This window comes from Pseudomonas marginalis (genome assembly GCF_008692035.1).
Classification (GTDB): Bacteria; Pseudomonadota; Gammaproteobacteria; order Pseudomonadales; family Pseudomonadaceae; genus Aquipseudomonas; species Aquipseudomonas marginalis.
The window spans coordinates 69,475-86,222 of sequence record NZ_VTFG01000003.1 but is presented as its reverse complement, the minus strand read 5'-3'; the positions used below and the strand labels follow the sequence as shown (position 1 = coordinate 86,222).

General features: G+C 63.4%; 14 protein-coding genes. 8 read left to right on the top strand and 6 right to left on the bottom strand.

All coding sequences use genetic code 11. From position 1 onward, the window contains the following. The first annotated feature begins 56 nt into the window (after positions 1–56). Positions 57–992: a bifunctional methylenetetrahydrofolate dehydrogenase/methenyltetrahydrofolate cyclohydrolase FolD gene (gene folD / locus FX984_RS30470; protein ID WP_043293248.1), complete on the top strand. Its 936-nt coding sequence runs from the start codon at positions 57–59 to the stop codon at positions 990–992. 509 nt (positions 993–1,501) lie between these two features. On the opposite strand, the gene FX984_RS30465 is transcribed toward folD (FX984_RS30470), so the two are convergent. The 5 genes from FX984_RS30465 to glnT all read right to left on the bottom strand — a co-directional run bounded on the left by FX984_RS30465 (position 1,502) and on the right by glnT (position 7,294). Next, positions 1,502–2,827: an ammonium transporter gene (locus FX984_RS30465; RefSeq protein WP_098479813.1), complete on the bottom strand. Its 1,326-nt coding sequence runs from the start codon at positions 2,825–2,827 to the stop codon at positions 1,502–1,504. Positions 2,828–3,008: 181 nt separating this feature from the next. Further along, positions 3,009–4,331, bottom strand: coding sequence for an FMN-binding glutamate synthase family protein (locus FX984_RS30460; RefSeq protein ID WP_027603581.1), 1,323 nt, complete (start codon positions 4,329–4,331; stop codon positions 3,009–3,011). A 14-nt stretch (positions 4,332–4,345) separates the two neighbouring features. Next, complete coding sequence (locus tag FX984_RS30455; protein ID WP_027603580.1) at positions 4,346–5,020, bottom strand: GltB/FmdC/FwdC-like GXGXG domain-containing protein; 675 nt, start codon at positions 5,018–5,020, stop codon at positions 4,346–4,348. A gap of 11 nt (positions 5,021–5,031) precedes the next feature. Further along, entirely contained in the window at positions 5,032–5,937 is a 906-nt protein-coding gene (locus FX984_RS30450) for a class II glutamine amidotransferase (protein ID WP_027603579.1), read from the bottom strand. A 22-nt stretch (positions 5,938–5,959) separates the two neighbouring features. Beyond that, positions 5,960–7,294 carry a type III glutamate--ammonia ligase gene (gene glnT / locus FX984_RS30445; protein ID WP_027603578.1) on the bottom strand — a complete coding sequence of 445 codons (1,335 nt, stop codon included), beginning with the start codon at positions 7,292–7,294 and terminating at the stop codon, positions 5,960–5,962. A gap of 282 nt (positions 7,295–7,576) precedes the next feature. On the opposite strand from glnT, the gene FX984_RS30440 reads away from it, so the two are divergent. The 7 genes from FX984_RS30440 (at position 7,577) to FX984_RS30410 (ending at position 15,287) form a co-directional block, all read left to right on the top strand. Continuing rightward, entirely contained in the window at positions 7,577–8,176 is a 600-nt protein-coding gene (locus FX984_RS30440) for a helix-turn-helix domain-containing protein (RefSeq protein ID WP_027603577.1), read from the top strand. 342 nt (positions 8,177–8,518) lie between these two features. Then, positions 8,519–9,385 (top strand): formyltetrahydrofolate deformylase, encoded by an 867-nt coding sequence (purU, locus tag FX984_RS30435; protein WP_115489014.1) that lies wholly within the window; start codon positions 8,519–8,521, stop codon positions 9,383–9,385. Further along, positions 9,382–10,287 carry a bifunctional methylenetetrahydrofolate dehydrogenase/methenyltetrahydrofolate cyclohydrolase FolD gene (gene folD / locus FX984_RS30430; protein WP_146477591.1) on the top strand — a complete coding sequence of 302 codons (906 nt, stop codon included), beginning with the start codon at positions 9,382–9,384 and terminating at the stop codon, positions 10,285–10,287. The genes purU and folD (FX984_RS30430) overlap by 4 nt, the downstream gene beginning before the upstream one ends. Then, a complete protein-coding gene (locus tag FX984_RS30425; protein ID WP_146477589.1) occupies positions 10,269–11,510 on the top strand; it encodes an FAD-dependent oxidoreductase in 1,242 nt (413 codons plus the stop codon). The genes folD (FX984_RS30430) and FX984_RS30425 overlap by 19 nt, the downstream gene beginning before the upstream one ends. A gap of 13 nt (positions 11,511–11,523) precedes the next feature. Further along, a complete protein-coding gene (locus FX984_RS30420) occupies positions 11,524–11,823 on the top strand; it encodes a sarcosine oxidase subunit delta (protein WP_027603573.1) in 300 nt (99 codons plus the stop codon). Continuing rightward, on the top strand, positions 11,820–14,717 hold the full coding sequence (locus tag FX984_RS30415; RefSeq protein WP_146477587.1) for a 2Fe-2S iron-sulfur cluster-binding protein: 2,898 nt from the start codon (positions 11,820–11,822) through the stop codon (positions 14,715–14,717). The genes FX984_RS30420 and FX984_RS30415 overlap by 4 nt, the downstream gene beginning before the upstream one ends. Positions 14,718–14,720: 3 nt before the next feature. Further along, entirely contained in the window at positions 14,721–15,287 is a 567-nt protein-coding gene (locus FX984_RS30410; RefSeq protein ID WP_146477585.1) for a sarcosine oxidase subunit gamma, read from the top strand. On the opposite strand, the gene FX984_RS30405 is transcribed toward FX984_RS30410, so the two are convergent. Then, positions 15,275–16,681 carry a purine-cytosine permease family protein gene (locus tag FX984_RS30405; RefSeq protein WP_027603570.1) on the bottom strand — a complete coding sequence of 469 codons (1,407 nt, stop codon included), beginning with the start codon at positions 16,679–16,681 and terminating at the stop codon, positions 15,275–15,277. The two genes, FX984_RS30410 and FX984_RS30405, sit on opposite strands and share 13 nt — an antisense overlap. Between the last annotated feature and the right edge of the window lie 67 nt (positions 16,682–16,748).

Here is a 16,748-nt window from a genome sequence, read left to right as displayed (position 1 = left end):
TGGCTGAGGGATTCTTATCCCTCAGCGCCTTATTTCCCCAGACAACGGTGACGCTTTTGACCAGCTCTCTCCCCACGCCTGCCCGCGATATCGACGGCAAGGCCATCTCTGCCCAGGTGCTCGACGAGGTTCGCGAAGAGGTCCTGCTGCTAGCCTCGCAGCAAATCTACCCGGCCCTGGCGGTATTGCTGGTGGGCGATGACCCGGCCAGCCACGTCTACGTGCGTAATAAGCTGCTGCGGGCCAAGGAAGTCGGGATTCGCTCCCTGGAATACCGGCTGCCGGAGGATGCCAGCCAGACGCAGGTGCTCGACCTGCTTGCCCGGTTGAATGCCGATGCGACGGTCAACGGCATCCTGGTGCAGTTGCCACTGCCGGCGCATATCGACGAGGCGGCGGTGATCCACGCGATCGACCCGATCAAGGACGTGGATGGCTTCCACCGCGAAAACGTCGGCGGCCTGGTGCAAGGCATCGAAGTGCTCACGCCCTGCACGCCCAGCGGCTGCATGCGCCTGCTGCACGAAACCTGCGGCGACTTGAGCGGCTTGCACGCGGTGGTGATCGGGCGTTCGAACATTGTCGGCAAACCCATGGCAACCCTGCTGCTGCAGGCCAACTGCTCGGTCAGCGTGGTGCACTCGCGCAGCGTCGATGCACCGGCGCTGTGCCGTTTGGCCGACATCGTCGTCGCCGCCGTAGGCCGGCCGCAGTTGATCGATGCCAGTTGGCTCAAGCCCGGCGCAGTGGTCATTGATGTGGGGATCAACCGCATCACCACCGAGACCGGCACACGGTTGGTGGGGGATGTGGACTATGCCAGCGCACGCACCGTAGCCAGCGCGATCACGCCGGTGCCCGGCGGTGTGGGGCCGATGACGATTGCCTACCTGCTGAAGAACACCCTGGTGGCGAGCCAGCTGCAACGCAGCAAGGCAAATGCGGGAGGAGACTTGCCCCCGATGGCCGTGGCTCAGCTACAACCCAGCTGACTGAAAGACCGCTGTCGGCGCATAGGTATCCACAACGGTAACCACGATGCGAAGCGAGCCGCTCTTGCTCTTGCTCTTGCTGTAGATCTTGATCTTGATCTCAGGCGCCCCGTTAACCACGCTGGCCGGAATCCGATAGTGATGTGGGGGGTAAACCGGCAGGGATGCCGGTTTAGCCGCCCACATCACTGTCGGATTACGGGCACACCGAGCCTGGGCGAGGTGCCGAGTGGTGGGGCAAGAGCCCTTTGCTTACTTTGGGGCTTTTCCAAAGTGAGCCGCCGTAAGGGCGGAACCAATAGCCGCCTTTACCGCAGCAACGGATATGTACTCGATCCGATCCAACATCCTGGTCGGCTGTCAGGCCGCCATCGGGGGCAAGCCCCCTCCCACATTTCAGTCCCGGGGCACCCGTTAGAGAGTCGTCGGCTCCCGAGCCGCCACGGGGCAAGTCGAATCGTCGCACCGCCCCTCCCACATTTTGAGCTGCGTTTACTCAGGGGGAATGATCAGTGGTTGTAGGCCCGCTCATTATGCTCGGCCAGGTCCAGCCCCATCTCCTCCACCGACTCATGGGCACGCAAGCCAACCAGGACATTGACCCCCTTGAGGATGATCCAACTGATCACAAAGCAGTACACCGTAGTCAGCAGCACCCCCTTGAGCTGGGCAACCACCTGCCCGCCCATGGTCACACCTTCCACCAGGCCCCCCATGGACGGTACACAGAACACCCCGGTCAACACCGCGCCGATCATCCCGCCAATGCCGTGCAGACCGAACACGTCGAGGCTGTCGTCGTAGCCGAAACGGCGCTTCAACACCGTCACGCTCAAGTAGCAGAACACCCCGCACAGCAAGCCGATGGCCAACGCACCGCCGACGCCCACGTAGGCACACGCCGGGGTGATCCCCACCAGGCCGGCCAACGCGCCGCTGGCCAGGCCGAGGGCACTGGGCTTGCCGACCTTGAACCACTCGGTGAACATCCAGCCCAGGATCCCGGCGCAGGCGCCCAACTGAGTGTTGAGCATGACGATGCCCGAGGTGCCGCTGAGGCCGCCACCGGAGCCGATATTGAAGCCGAACCAGCCGACCCAGAGCATCGCCGCACCGGCCATGGTCAGGCTGAGGTTATGCGCCGGCATCGGCGTGTTCTGGTAGCCCTTGCGCTTGCCGAGGATCAGGCACGCAGCGAGCGCAGCCACACCGGCATTGATGTGCACGGCGGTGCCGCCGGCAAAGTCGAGCACGCCCCAGTTATGCATCAAGGCCCCCGAACCGCCCCAGACCATATGCGCCACCGGGGCATAGACCAGGGTGAACCAGATGGCCATGAACAGCAGCGCCGCCGAGAACTTCATGCGTTCGGCAAAGGCGCCGGCGATCAGGGCCGGGGTGATGATGGCGAAGGTCATCTGGAAGGTCACGAACACCCCTTCCGGAATATCCCCCACCAGGCTCTCCGGGGTCATGCCCGCCAGGAAGGCGCGGCTCAGGCCACCGACAAAACTGTTGAAGGTCACCTGCCCTTCGACCATGCCGGTGGTGTCGACCACCATGCTGTAGCCGTAGATCACCCACAGCACGCCCACCAGGCCAGCGATGCCGAAGCACTGGGTGAACAACGAGAGCATGTTTTTCGCACGGACCAGGCCACCGTAGAACAACGCAAGCCCCGGCAAGCACATGAACAGCACCAGCACGGCGGCGGTGACCATCCAGGCGGTGCTGCCGGTGTTCAAGGTGGGGGCGTCGGCGGCCTGGGCCAAGGGTGCAAAGGCACTGGCCAGCAATAAACCGAAGAGGGATTTGCCGAGAAGACGATTGACCATGTTCAAAGCTCCTGCAAAAGAAATGGGAAGTACCTGGGTGTAGTGAGCGGGCTTGCCCCGCGCTGGGTGGCGAAGCCGCCCGTAAACCAATCGCCGCATTTCTACCTCAATGAATGCGGCGGCTTTATTGGGGTGGCTTCGCCACCCGGCGCGGGGCAAGCCCGCTCACTACAGGGGCCCGCTAGTAACCGGAACCCGGCACCCAGCTGGTTCCTGCCAGCGGCACCCGGGCCATGGCGGCCGATTCCACCGTCAGCGCCACCAGGTCCTCGGGGTCGAGGTTGTGCAGGTGCGATTTGCCGCACGCACGGGCCATGGTCTGCGCTTCCAGCACCATCACCCGCAGGTAGTTGGCCAACCGCCGCCCGCCTTCCACCGGGTCGAGGCGCTTGGACAGCTCCGGGTCCTGGGTGGTGATGCCGGCCGGGTCGCGGCCGTTCTGCCAGTCGTCGTAGAAGCCGGCGGCCGAGCCGATCTTTTTCAGTTCCGCGTCCAGCCGTGGGTGGTTGTCGCCCAGGGCAATCAGCGCCGCCGTGCCGATGGCGACCGCATCCGCGCCCATCGCCATGGCCTTGGCCACATCGGCACCGTTGCGGATCCCGCCCGACACGATCAACTGGACCTTGCGGTGCATGCCCATCTCTTGCAAAGCCTGTACCGCTTGCGGGATGGCCGACAAAATCGGGATGCCCACATGCTCGATAAACACTTCCTGGGTCGCGGCAGTACCGCCTTGCATACCGTCAAGCACGATCACATCGGCACCGGCCTTGACCGCCAGCTTCACGTCGTAATACGGCCGGCTCGCGCCGATCTTCACGTAGATCGGTTTTTCCCAATCGGTGATTTCGCGCAGCTCGGCAATCTTGATCGCCAGGTCATCAGGGCCGGTCCAGTCCGGGTGGCGGCAGGCGCTGCGCTGGTCCACGCCGATGGGCAAGGTGCGCATGCCGGCCACACGCTCGGTGACTTTCATGCCGAGCAACATGCCGCCGCCGCCGGGCTTGGCGCCCTGGCCGAGGACGATCTCGATGGCGTCGGCCTTGCGCAAATCATCCGGGTTCATGCCGTAGCGTGATGGCAGATACTGATACACCAGGTGCTGGGACTGGCCGCGCTCTTCCGGGGTCATGCCACCGTCACCGGTGGTGGTGCTGGTGCCGGCGATGGTCGCGCCACGGCCCAGGGCTTCCTTGGCGTTGGCCGACAACGCACCGAAACTCATGCCGGCGATGGTCACCGGGATCTTCAGGTGGATCGGCTTCTTGGCGAAGCGGTTGCCGAGGATCACATCGGTGCCGCACTTCTCGCGATAGCCTTCCAGCGGATAGCGCGACACGCTGGCGCCGAGCAGCAGCAAGTCATCGAAGTGCGGCAGCTTGCGCTTGGTGCCGCCACCGCGAATGTCGTAGATGCCGGTTTCGGCGGCACGCTGGATTTCCTGGATGGTCAGGCGGTCGAAGGTGGCCGACTCGCGCAGGACCGGAGGGGTTTGTTCAGTCATGGTGGAGCTCCTGATCAGTACGCGGAGGCGTTATCGACTTTGAAGTTGTACAGCTGACGGGCCGAGCCGTAGCGCTTGAAATCCGCCGCCTGGTGGGCGAAACCGGCGCGGTCGAGCAGTTCCTGCAACTCTTGCAGGTGCTCGCTGCGCATCTCTTTTTCAACGCAGTCCGAGCCCAGGGACTCCACCGTGCCTTTCACGTAGATATGGGTTTCGTAGAGCGAATCCCCCAGCGCATCGCCGGCGTCGCCGCACACCACCAGGCGCCCGGCCTGGCCCATGAAGCAGCTCATATGGCCAATGCTGCCGCCGACGACGATGTCGATGCCCTTCATGGAAATCCCGCAACGCGCGCCCGCATCGCCCTCAATCACCAGCAAACCGCCATGGGCCGTGGCCCCGGCGGCCTGGGACGCGCTGCCTTTGACGCGCACCGAGCCGGACATCATGTTCTCGGCGCAGCCCACGCCGACATTGCCGTGCACGGTAATCGAGGCCTGCTGGTTCATGCCCGCGCAGTAGTAGCCGGCGTGGCCCTCGATATCGATGGACACGGCCTGGTTCACCCCTACCGCAAGGTTGTGCTTGCCGTTGGAATGGGTCACGCGCCACTCGTTGTCGATGGCCTGGGCGTGCAGCGCCTGGTTGAGGTCACGCACGGTGGCGGTGGAAAGATCGATGGTTTTCATGTGTGCGCTCCTTAAGCTGACGGGCGTTCCCAGATGTACAACGTGGCCGGTGCCGGCTCCCAGATCCGCGCGTTTTCGATGCCCGGCAGGCTCGACAGCGCCTGGTACTCGGAGGCCATGGCGACGTAGTCGTCGGTCTCGGCCAAGATCGCCGGCTTGCACGCAATCGGGTCGCGGATCACCGCAAAGCCGTTGCGCGTGCCGATGGCGAAGGTGAAGAAGCCGTCGAGGTCTTCCAGGGAGTGGTCCAGCGCCTCTTTGAGCGAATCACCCTGTTGCAGGCGCCAGGTCAGGTAGCCGGCGGCGACTTCGGTGTCGTTGTCGGTTTCGAAGTGGATGCCTTCGCGCTTGAGTTCCTGGCGCAGGCGGAAGTGGTTGGACAGCGAGCCGTTGTGCACCAGGCACAGGTCGGCGCCGGTGGAGAACGGGTGGCTGCCTTCCATGGTCACCGCGCTTTCGGTGGCCATGCGCGTGTGGCCGATGATGTGGCTGCCCTGCATGTTTGCCAGGCCGAAGCGTTGGGAAATTTCCTGGGGCAGGCCCATGCCCTTGAGGATCTCGATGCTCTGCCCGGCGCTCATGATGCGCACGCTCGGCGCCAGTTCGGCCAGGGCCAGGCGCACCGGGGCTTCGTCGGCGTGGATCTTCAATACGGCGGCGCTGGCGTTCTGGAACCAGTCCAGGGAACAGCCGAGGCGCCCTTCCAGCTCGCCCATCAAGCCTTTCCAGTCGAAGGCTTCGGTGGTGGCTTGCAGGGTCAGCTTGACCCAGCCATCGGCGACTTCATCGCCGTAGATGGCGAAACCGGCGCTGTCCGGGCCACGGTCGGTCATGGCTTGCAGCATGGGTTCAAACAGCTGGCCGAGCTGGGGTTCCAGCTGCGGATTCTTCAGGTACAGGCCTACGATTCCACACATAACAAGTCTCCGTCACACGGTGTCAGAAAAATTCGGTATAGCGCTGGATTTCCCAGTCGCTCACATGGCGGCTGTACTCCACCCACTCCATGCGCTTGAGCTTGATGAACTCGCCCACGATCTGCGGGCCGAGCATTTCGGCGAACAGCGCGTCGGCTTCCAGCGCGTCGCAGGCTTCCTTGAGGGATTGCGGCAGGGTCTTGATGCCGCGCTCGGCGATCTGCTCGAGGCTCAGGCTGTAGAGGTTTTCGTTGCAGACGTGGTCGATTTCCAGCTGGCGATCGATACCGTCCAGGCCCGCGGCGATGATCGCAGCGCTGACCAGGTAGGGGTTGCAGCCGGCATCCGGCAGGCGGAACTCCAGGCGGCCATACGGCACGCGGACCATGGCCGAGCGGTTGTTGGCGCCAAACGCAATAAAGGCCGGCGCCCAGGTGGCGCCGGACAACGAGTTGCCGACCACCAGGCGCTTGTAGGAGTTGACCGTGGGCGCGGCGAACGCACACAGCGCCGGGCCATGGGCGAGCAAGCCGGCGGCGAAGTGATAGGCGAGTGTCGACAGGCCCATGCCGCTCGGGTCGCTGGCGTCATGGAACAGGTTTTTGTTCTCGGCGCTGCTGATCGACAGGTGAAAGTGCATGCCGTTGCCGGCGCGTTTCGGGTCGGGCTTGGGCATGAAGGAGCAGATCATGCCCAGGTCATTGGCGATCTCGCCGGCGGCCATGCGGAAGAAGGTGAAGCGGTCGGCGGAGGTCAAGGCATCGCTGTAGGTGTAATTGATCTCGAACTGGCCGTTGGCGTCCTCGTGGTCGATTTGATAGACCTCGAAATCCACCGCCTGCAAGGCTTCGGTCAGGCGCTCGAGGAACACCCGCGAACGCGACAGGCCCTTGTAGTCGTAGCAAGGCTTGTCGAGGTTGTCGCTGGGGTCCACCAGTTGCAGCTTGCCCTGCTCGTCGCGGCGCATCAGGTTGAACTCGGGCTCCAGGCCGGTGTTCAGCGTCCAGCCCTTGTCCTGCAGGCGCTGCACTTGTTGCTGCAGCACGTAGCGGCTGTCGTAGGGATGGGGCTTGCCGTCGACATGCCCGACGCACACCACGCGCCCATAACCCGGCTGCCAGGGTACCGGGGTCAAGGTCGACAGATCGCCGCGCGCCATGAAGTCCGGGCCATGGGGTTCCATGCCCATGCCGCTGATGGCAAACCCGGCAAACCCCGCGCCCTCTTCGGCCACGGTCTTGAGCCCGCAGATGGGCACCGACTTGGTCTTGGCCGCACCGTGTATATCCACAAACTGCGCAAGCACGTATTTGATCCCGTGCTTGTCGATGATGCGCTGGGTTTCTGCTGGCAACATTGCGTGTCACTCCTCGCGAAAGGCAAAACCGTGTGGGTGGGCCTAGGCTGTCTTTTTATTCCTAAAAAGAAAGTTAGTTTCCTTACAGGAATGCAATACCCTTGCCAGAATCGCGATCGACACATCGAAGTGGGTGGAGCTGCGCTTTTGTGCTGTATATATGGGAAAATTCTTTTCCCCGCAGGAATACGCACAGCGGGGTGGCCTTCAAGCGCCAGACCTTGCACTTTCCCAGTGCGAAAATAATATTACTGAACGGAAACCGTGCAGGAGCCGATGATCATGTCCACCGAAACCGCCCCGCGCCTCAAGCTCGAGCAATACCTGGGGCTGCAGATCAAACGCCAGCGCCAGGCCCAGGACCTGAAGCTGTCCGACGTGGCGAAGATTGCCGATATCAGCCAGGGCATGTTGAGCAAGATCGAGAACGCCCAGGTCTCCACCAGCCTCGATACCTTGAGCCGCCTGTGCGATGTACTCGGGCTGCCGCTGTCGAAGTTATTCAGCGAATACGACCAGCAGGATGGCAGCGCCTTGCTGGTCAAGGCCGACCAGGGCATGGAAGTGGTGCGCCGTGGGACGGAGAAGGGGCATACCTATCACCTGCTCAACCACACGCGCGGTCCGAAGAAGAGCTTCGAGGCGTACATGGTCAGCATGGATGACGCCAGCGAGGAGTTCCCGACCTTTGCCCATCCGGGGACGGAGTTTCTGCATTTGCTGGAGGGGGAGTTGATTTACCGGCATGGCAACCAGCTGTATCGGATGGAGGCCGGGGACAGCTTGACGTTTGAGGGCGAGATTCCCCATGGGCCGGAAGAGTTGGTGCGGGTGCCGATTCGCCTGCTGTCGATCATGAATTACGGCAACGACAAAGAGTAATCCGGACTCGATACACCTGAAGCACAGAGATCCAATTGTGGGAGGGGGCTTGCCCCCGATGAGGGAGTGTCAGTGAATGCATCTTTCACTGCCCCCCCCTCATCGGGGGCAAGCCCCCTCCCACATTTTTAACAGCGTTCGATGCCGTTGGGCCTGTGTAAAAATTCCCCTCAGTTAAAAAACTTTCCCAAACCCTCTAGACGCCCTGCCCCCATTCCCCTATAAAGCCACTTCAGGAATATTTTATTCCCCACAAGAAAACGCGCTCAAGGAATGAGCCTGCTGTCCTCAGACATTTTTTCGCTATGCGATGAGCTGCCGCCATCATCCCGAGGACGTGTCATGCAACACGAAAAAAACCATTTCATCATCAAGGTGACGTGCCCCGCCGTGTCCGGCATCGTCGCTGCCGTCACCACTTACCTGGCGGACAAGGCGTGCTACATCGGGGAAATGGCGCAGTTCGACGATGACTTCAGCGGCCGCTTTTTCATGCGTGCGGTGTTCCGTTTCAACGATGGCCACACAGGCGACCTGCAAGCGATCAGAGACGGTTTCGCCGATGTCGCCCAGGCCTTCGACATGCAGTGGGAGCTGTACGACACCCGCGAGCCGATGCGCGTGATGCTGATGGTGAGCAAGTTCGACCACTGCCTCACCGACCTGCTCTACCGCTACCACAAGGGCGAGATGGACATGACCATCACCGCCATCGTCTCCAACCACCTCGACCTGCGGCCGATGGCCGAGCGCGAGGGCATTCGCTTTATCTACCTGCCGGTGTCCAAGGACAACAAGGCCGCGCAGGAAGCCGAGCTGATGAAGATCGTCGATGACACCCGCACCGAGCTGGTGGTGTTGGCGCGCTACATGCAGATCCTCTCCGACGACCTGTGCCGGCAACTGTCGGGACGGGCGATCAATATCCACCATTCGTTCCTGCCCGGTTTCAAGGGGGCCAAGCCCTATCACCAGGCGTATCAACGCGGTGTGAAGTTGATCGGTGCCACCGCGCACTATGTGACCAGCGACCTGGATGAGGGCCCGATCATCGAGCAGGAAGTGCAGCGCGTCGACCACGTGTACAAGCCTGACGACCTGGTCGCCATCGGCCGCGACACCGAAACCGTAGCCTTGTCCAAGGCGGTCAAGTACCACCTGGAGCACCGGGTCTTCCTCAATCAGGACAGAACGGTGGTGTTCCGGTGAGCGCGCATAAACTGATCGACGGCAAAGCCGCCGCGGCGCGCGTGCTGCTGCAAGTGCGCGAGGACGTGGCGCGTCTGCATGGGCAGGCTATTCAACCGGCGCTGGCGGTGATCCTGGTGGGCAGCGACCCGGCCAGCCAGGTCTATGTGCGCAACAAGATCCTACGCGCCGAAGAGGTGGGCATCCGCTCCGTGGAGCATCGCCTGCCCGGCGATACCAGCACCGAACAATTGTTGATCCTGATCGGCCAATTGAACGCCGACCCGGCGATCCACGGCATCCTCCTGCAATTGCCGTTGCCGGCGCAGATGGACGAACTGCGCGCCCTGGAGGCCATCGCGCCGGACAAGGACGTCGACGGGTTTCACAGCCAGAACGTCGGCGGCCTCAGCCAGGGCCGCGCAGTGCTCACGCCGTGCACCCCGAGCGGTTGCCTGTATCTGTTGGAGCAAACCTGCGGCGACCTGCGTGGCAAACACGCGGTGGTGATCGGCCGTTCGAACATCGTCGGCAAGCCCATGGCCGCGCTGCTGCTCAAGGCGGATTGCTCGGTGACCGTGCTGCATTCGCGCAGCCACGACGCCCAGGCCCTGTGTCGCCAGGCCGATATCGTGATCGCCGCCGTGGGCCGCGCCCGCTTGATTGACGCGAGCTGGTTGAAGCCCGGCGCGGTGGTGATCGATGTCGGCATCAACCGCATCGACGACGACGGCCGCAGCCGCCTGGTGGGTGATGTCGACTTCGACAGCGCCCTGCCCCATGTCGCCGCCATCACCCCGGTGCCCGGCGGTGTCGGGCCGATGACCATTGCCTTCCTGATGAAAAACACCGTGGCCGCCGCCCTGGCGCAACACCACGCCCTACGCAGCCAATCGGAGGCCGTATGCCATTCAATCTATTGAAATACGGGCTGAGTTCGGAGTACCCGGTGGAGGTGGACCTGCCACCGCCCAAGGAACTCAAGTCGAGTTACGACGTGGTGATCATCGGCGCCGGTGGCCATGGCCTGGCGACGGCCTACTACCTGGCCAAGTACCACGGCATCACCAATATCGCGGTGCTGGAAAAGGCCTACCTGGGCGGCGGCAATACCGCGCGCAATACAGCGGTGATCCGCTCCAACTACCTCACCAGCGAAGGCGTTCGTTTCTACGCCGAGTCGGTGAAGATGTTCCAGTCGCTGTCCAACGAATTCGATTTCAACATCATGTACTCCGAGCGCGGCCAACTGACCCTGGCCCACACCGACGCCACCGTGCGTTCGTTCCGCCAGCGCGCCGAGGTCAACAAGCACTTCGGCGGGCGTACCGAGATGATCGACCGCCAACAGATCCGCGAGCTGGTGCCCAGCCTCAACCTCGACCCCGGCCACTTGCCGGTAATCGCCGGGCTCTGGCATATCGACGGCGCCACCGCGCGTCACGATGCTGTGGCCTGGGGCTACGCCAAGCAGGCAGCCAAGCGCGGCGTGGAAATCCATCAGCTCACCGAAGTGCAGGACCTGGTGATCGAGAACGACGCCATCACCGCGGTGAAGACCAATCGCGGCACCATCCGGTGCGGCTGCGCGGTGCAGGCGATTGCCGGGCACAGCTCGCTGCTGATGGCCAAGGCCGGTATCCGTTCGCCGATCCAGACCTTCCCGTTGCAGGCCATGGTCACCCAGCCGTTCAAGCCGTTCCTCGACCCGTTGGTGAGTTCCTCGGCCCTGCACTGCTACGTGCAGCAAACCAGCCGTGGCGAAGTGGTGTTCGGTGGCGGCTCCGACCCGTACCCGCTGTTCAACACCCGCTCGACCCTGGACCTCAAGGAAAGCCTGTTGGCCCATGCCATCGAAATGTTCCCTTTCCTGGCCAACGCCAAGTTGATGCGCCAATGGGCCGGGATCACCGACATGACCCCCGACTACAGCCCGATCATGGGCCTGTCGCCGCTGAAGAATTACTACCTCGACGCCGGCTGGGGCACCTGGGGCTTCAAGGCCACGCCGATCTGCGGCAAGACCATGGCCGAGCTGGTCGCCAGCGGCGGCAAGGTGCCGGACTTGATCAAGCCCTTCGGCCTCGAACGTTTCTCGACCTTCCAGCAAGTCAACGAAATGGGCGCCACAGCGGCCAGCCACTGACGGAGAGCAGACGATGAAAATCATGATTTGCCCGCTCAACGGGCCGCGCAATATCAGCGAGTTCACCTACGGCGGTGAATTCAAACCGATGCCCGATCCGGTGACCTGCAGCGATGCCGAATGGGCCGACTACGTGTTCAACACCGATAACCTCGCCGGTGTGGTGCGCGAATGGTGGATGCACACGCCGTCCAGTTACTGGTTCCTCGCCGAGCGCCACACGGTCACCGACGAGATCCTGCGCACCTTCGATCCGCGCGAAGTGTTCACTACCCGCGTCGACTTCACCACCGCCAAGGAGATCGCCGGATGAACCGCCTCCCCGCCCCCATGGGCCTGCTGATCCAGCGTGACCAGCCACTCGATTTCAGTTTCGACGGCCTGCCCTACCAGGGTTTACAGGGCGACAGCATCGCCAGCGCGCTGCTCGCCAACGGGCGCTTCCTGATGTCGCGGTCGTTCAAGTACCACCGCCCACGCGGCCCATTGACCATGGCCGGCCATGACGCCAACAGCCTGGTGCAACTGCCCCGCGAACCCAACGTATTGGCCGATGCCCACGCGCTGTCCGCCGGCCTGGCGGTGACGGCGCAGAACGTCAACGGCTCGCTGGATAACGACAAGGACGCCTACCTGGGCAAGTTCTCCAAGTTCATGCCGGTGGGTTTCTACTACCGTTCGTTCTACAAGCCCAAGGGCATGTGGAAAGTCTGGGAACCGATCATCCGCAAAAAAGCCGGCCTGGGCGTGCTCGACCTGACCTTCCAACCCGAGTACTACGACAAGGCCTACCTGTTCACCGACCTCGCCGTGATCGGCGCCGGACCCGCCGGCTTGCAGGCCGCGCTGACCGCCGCGAATGCCGGCGCCAAGGTGCTGCTGATCGAGCAGCAGCCGATCCTCGGCGGGTCGCTGACCTACGCGCGCTTCGATATCGCCGGCACCCGCGCCGACACCCTGCGCCGCGAATTGCTCGGTGCGGTGCAGCAACACGCGAATATCCAGGTGCTCACCGACGCCACCTGCAATGCCTGGTTCACCGACAACTACCTGCCGGTGATCCAGGGCAAGCGCCTGTACAAAGTGCGCGCGCAGCAGTGCCTGGTGTGCAGCGGTTCGTTCGACCAACCGGTGGTCTTCCGCAATAACGACCTGCCGGGGGTGATGCTCACCAGCGCCGCGCAACGCCTGATGAAGCTGTATGCAGTCAAGCCCGGCAAGCGCGCGGTAGTGCTCACCGGCAACGATGACGGCTACCTCGCCGCCCTCGACCTGCATGACCAGGGCGTGGAGGTGGCCGCCGTGATCGACCTGCGTCACGCCCCGGCGGACAAAGCCCTGCCGGGTGCCCTGGCCCAGCGCAAGATCCTATGCCTGAGCAACAGCACCGTGTTCGAGGCCCTGCATGAAAAAGGCCTGCGCCATGTGAAAGGCGTCGATGTGCGCCAGATCACCGGCCAGGGCCAGGTCAGCACCAGCGGGCAAGTGATCGACTGCGACCTGCTGTGCATGTCGGCCGGTTATATGCCGGTCTATCAGCTGCTATGCCAGGCCGGTGGCAAGCTGGCCTATGACGACTCGCGGGCGGAGTTCAGCCTCAGTGGCCTGCCGCGCAACCTGGGCGTGGCCGGTTCCGTACACGGTCGGCATCAACTGGACAATGTGCTGGCGGATGGGACCAACGCCGCCGCCGACAGCCTGCGCGCCCTCGGTTTGAACAGCACCAGCCTGCCTGCAGCGCTGCGCAGCGAAGCCCAGGTCAACTTCCACTGGCCGATCTTCCCGCACCCCAAGGGCAAGGATTTCATCGACTTCGACGAAGACCTGCAAGTGGCGGATATCGTCAACGCCACCCGCATCGGCTACCGCGATGTGCAGTTGGTCAAGCGTTACTCCACGGTCGGCATGGGTCCGTCCCAGGGACGTCACTCGGCGCTGCCGACCGCACGGCTGGTGGCCTGGGCGACCCAGCGCACGATCAGCGAAACCGGGGTCACCACCGCACGGCCGCCGTTCGTGGCGGAGAAACTCGCCCATGTCGCCGGGCGGGCCTTCGACCCCTACCGCCAAACGCCGATGCACGCGCGCCATGTGCAAGCCGGGGCGAAGATGATGCCCGCCGGTATCTGGCAGCGCCCGGCCTATTACGGCAAGTCCCAGGACCGCGAAGCGTGCATGCAGGCCGAAGCGCTGCACGTGCGCAACAAGGTCGGGCTGATCGATGTGTCCACCCTCGGTGGCCTGGACGTGCGCGGCCCGGACGCCGCCGAATTGCTCAACCGCATGTACACCTTCGCGTTCCTCAAGCAGCCGGTGGGCCGTTCGCGTTATGCACTGATGACCAACGAACACGGTGTGGTGATCGACGACGGCGTGTGCGCACGGCTGGCCGACAAGCATTTCTACGTCACCGCCACCACCAGCGGCGTCGACCGCATCTACCAGCAGATGCTCAAGTGGAACGCACAGTGGCGCCTGGACGTGGACGTGACCAACGTCACGGCAGCGATTTGTGCGGTGAACCTCGCCGGGCCGGATTCGCGCAAGGTGCTGGAGCAGGTGTGCAGCGACCTCGACCTGAGTGCCGAAGGCTTCCCCTACCTGGGCGTGCGCCAGGGCACGGTGGCCGGAATCAAGGCCCGCTTGCTGCGGGTAGGGTTCGTCGGCGAACTGGGCTATGAAATCCACGTACCGGCACGCCACGGCCTGGCGTTGTGGGACGCGTTGATGACGGCCGGCAAGGCCTTTGACATTCGCCCCTTCGGCGTCGAAACCCAACGCCTGCTGCGCCTGGAAAAAGGCCATGTGATCATCAGCCAGGACACCGACGGCATGACTCACCCGGCAGAAATCGACATGGGCTGGGCGGTCAGCCGCAACAAGCCGTTCTTCGTCGGCCGCCGCTCGGTGGACATCCTCGAAGCCCAGCCGCTGAAACGCAAACTGGTGGGCTTCAGCCTGCCCAAGGGCAGCGTGCAACCGCTGGAAGGCCACCTGGTGCTCAACGGCGCGGACATCAGCGGCAACGTCACCTCCTGTGAATATTCCGCCAGCCTGGGCCGCATCATCGGCCTGGCCTACGCCGGGATCGACCAGAGCACACCGGGGCAGCGCATTCCGATTCGCGTCGAGGGCGGCATCGTCGTCCAGGCCGAGGTGGTGCAACTGCCGTTCTTCGACCCCACTAACCAACGCCAGGAGGGTTAAGCCATGACCAGTCTGAAAGCCCACGAATTGTTCACGCCGCCCTGCCAACTGCAGGACCAGACCGACCTGCCCCGGGTCGGCTTTCGCGGCGCACAAAGCGCCGAGTACCTCACGGCGCGCGGCTTCACGTTGCCGGGCGCGCCCAACCAAGCCAGCGCACAAGCGGACGGCAGCTGGGTGGCGCGCCTGTCGCAGAACGAATACCTGGTGCTGGGCAGCCCGCAGGATCAGGGGCAACGGATTGCCGATGAAGAAGCGCGTTGGGAACTGGACCACCGCGCCAACTACCTGCTGCCGCGCCAGGACAGCCATGCCTGTGTGCGACTCAGCGGGGGCGTGATTGCGCAGGTGATGGCCAAGCTGTGCGGGGTTGACTTGAGCGACCCGGCGTTCAAGCTCGGGATGGTGGCGCAGACGTCAGTGGCGCGGGTCAATGCGATTGTCATCCACACAGGGAGTGTGGAGCTGCCGGCGTTTCATATCCTCTGGGATCGCGCCTCGAAGGAATACTTCGAGGGCGCGTTGCGGGATGCGTTGGAGGAGTTCGGCGGAGTGGCTCAGTCGGTGTAGCCCAACCGCACCGCCCTGATCTTCCGGGTGTGTTGACGTGTCGCCAGGCAGTAATACAACGGGCACGTCACCACCAGTCCCATCAGCCACGACAGGTCCGCGCCTTCTACCAGGTTGGCCCACGGCCCCACATACAGCGACGTATTGGCAAACGGCAGTTGCACGATGATGCCGATGCAGTACGCCACGATTGCATGCAGGTTGAAACGCCCATACACCCCGCCATCCGCCTGGAAAATCGAGGCAATGTCATAGACCCCGCGCTTGATGATGTAGAAGTCGATCAGGTTGATCGACGCCCACGGCACCAGCACCAGCAACAGCGCGAGGATCAGGCCGATGAATTGCGAGATGAAGTCCGCCGACGCGCCCAACGCCACCACGCAGCAACCGGCCAGGACCACGCCCGACAGCAGCACGCGCACCTTGATGCTCGGGGTCCAGTGGCTGGCGAAGGTCTGCACCGAGGTGATGATCGACAGCACCGCGCCGTACAGATTCAGGGCGTTGTGGCTGATGATATTGAGCAGGAACAGCACCATCAGGATCGGCCCCAGCCAGCCGGTGGCTTGCTTGACCGCGACCATGGCTTCGGTGCCTTCGGGCGTGGCCAGTGCGGCTACCAGGCCAAAGGCGAAGGACAGGATGGTGCCGAGGGTGGCGCCCAGGTAGGTCGCAATGAACGGCCGGGTGATGCCAATATCCGCCGGCAGGTAGCGCGAGTAGTCGCTGGTGTAGGGCGAAAAGCTGATCTGCCAGATCACCCCCAGCGACACGGTGGCCAACCAGCCAGCGGCGTTGAAGCCGCCACGGGTCAGGAAATCTGCCGGCAGGTCATGGGCGAAGATGTAGATAAAACCGGCCAGCAACGCGCTGCCCATCACCCAGGTGCCGATGCGGTTGAGGCTATGGATAAAGCGGTAGCCGATCACGCCGATCGCGGTGGCGCTGAGGGCGCCGATCAGGATGCTCGCCGGCACCGGCACCGACGGCACGATGCCGACGATGGACTTGCCGGCCAGGACGATATTGGAGATGAAAAAGCCGATGTAGATCAGCGCGGCAAAAAACACGATCAGCAGCGCGCCGTAACGGCCGAACTGGCCACGGCTCTGCACCATCTGCGGGATGCCCATGCGCGGGCCCTGGGCCGATGCGAGGGCAATCACGATGCCGCCGAGCAGATGCCCGAGGGCAATCGCCAGCAGCCCCCACGCCAGATTGAGATGGAACACCTGGGCCACCATGGCACCGGTGACAATCGGCAGCGGTGCGATGTTGGTGCTGAACCATAAGGTGAACAGGTCGCGGGCCTTTCCATGGCGCTCTGCGAGGGGGACGTAATCGACCGTGTGATGCTCGATCAGGGGGTCTTGCCGGGACATCTGGGGCATGGAAATGAACTCGCGTTTGTCTGATCTTATAGTTGTTTGACGCCACACCGGGGGAGCTCTCTGGCCG

Bases quoted from the DNA above. Each gene is read 5' to 3' on its own strand.
- purU (WP_115489014.1), top strand. From the start codon at position 8,519: ATGCAACACGAAAAAAACCATTTCATCATCAAGGTGACGTGCCCCGCC.
- FX984_RS30425 (WP_146477589.1), top strand. From the start codon at position 10,269: ATGCCATTCAATCTATTGAAATACGGGCTGAGTTCGGAGTACCCGGTG.
- FX984_RS30415 (WP_146477587.1), top strand. From the start codon at position 11,820: ATGAACCGCCTCCCCGCCCCCATGGGCCTGCTGATCCAGCGTGACCAG.
- FX984_RS30460 (WP_027603581.1), bottom strand. From the start codon at position 4,331: ATGACTGAACAAACCCCTCCGGTCCTGCGCGAGTCGGCCACCTTCGAC.
- FX984_RS30405 (WP_027603570.1), bottom strand. From the start codon at position 16,681: ATGCCCCAGATGTCCCGGCAAGACCCCCTGATCGAGCATCACACGGTC.
- FX984_RS30420 (WP_027603573.1), top strand. From the start codon at position 11,524: ATGAAAATCATGATTTGCCCGCTCAACGGGCCGCGCAATATCAGCGAG.
- FX984_RS30465 (WP_098479813.1), bottom strand. From the start codon at position 2,827: ATGGTCAATCGTCTTCTCGGCAAATCCCTCTTCGGTTTATTGCTGGCC.
- glnT (WP_027603578.1), bottom strand. From the start codon at position 7,294: ATGTTGCCAGCAGAAACCCAGCGCATCATCGACAAGCACGGGATCAAA.
- FX984_RS30410 (WP_146477585.1), top strand. From the start codon at position 14,721: ATGACCAGTCTGAAAGCCCACGAATTGTTCACGCCGCCCTGCCAACTG.
- FX984_RS30455 (WP_027603580.1), bottom strand. From the start codon at position 5,020: ATGAAAACCATCGATCTTTCCACCGCCACCGTGCGTGACCTCAACCAG.
- FX984_RS30440 (WP_027603577.1), top strand. From the start codon at position 7,577: ATGTCCACCGAAACCGCCCCGCGCCTCAAGCTCGAGCAATACCTGGGG.
- FX984_RS30450 (WP_027603579.1), bottom strand. From the start codon at position 5,937: ATGTGTGGAATCGTAGGCCTGTACCTGAAGAATCCGCAGCTGGAACCC.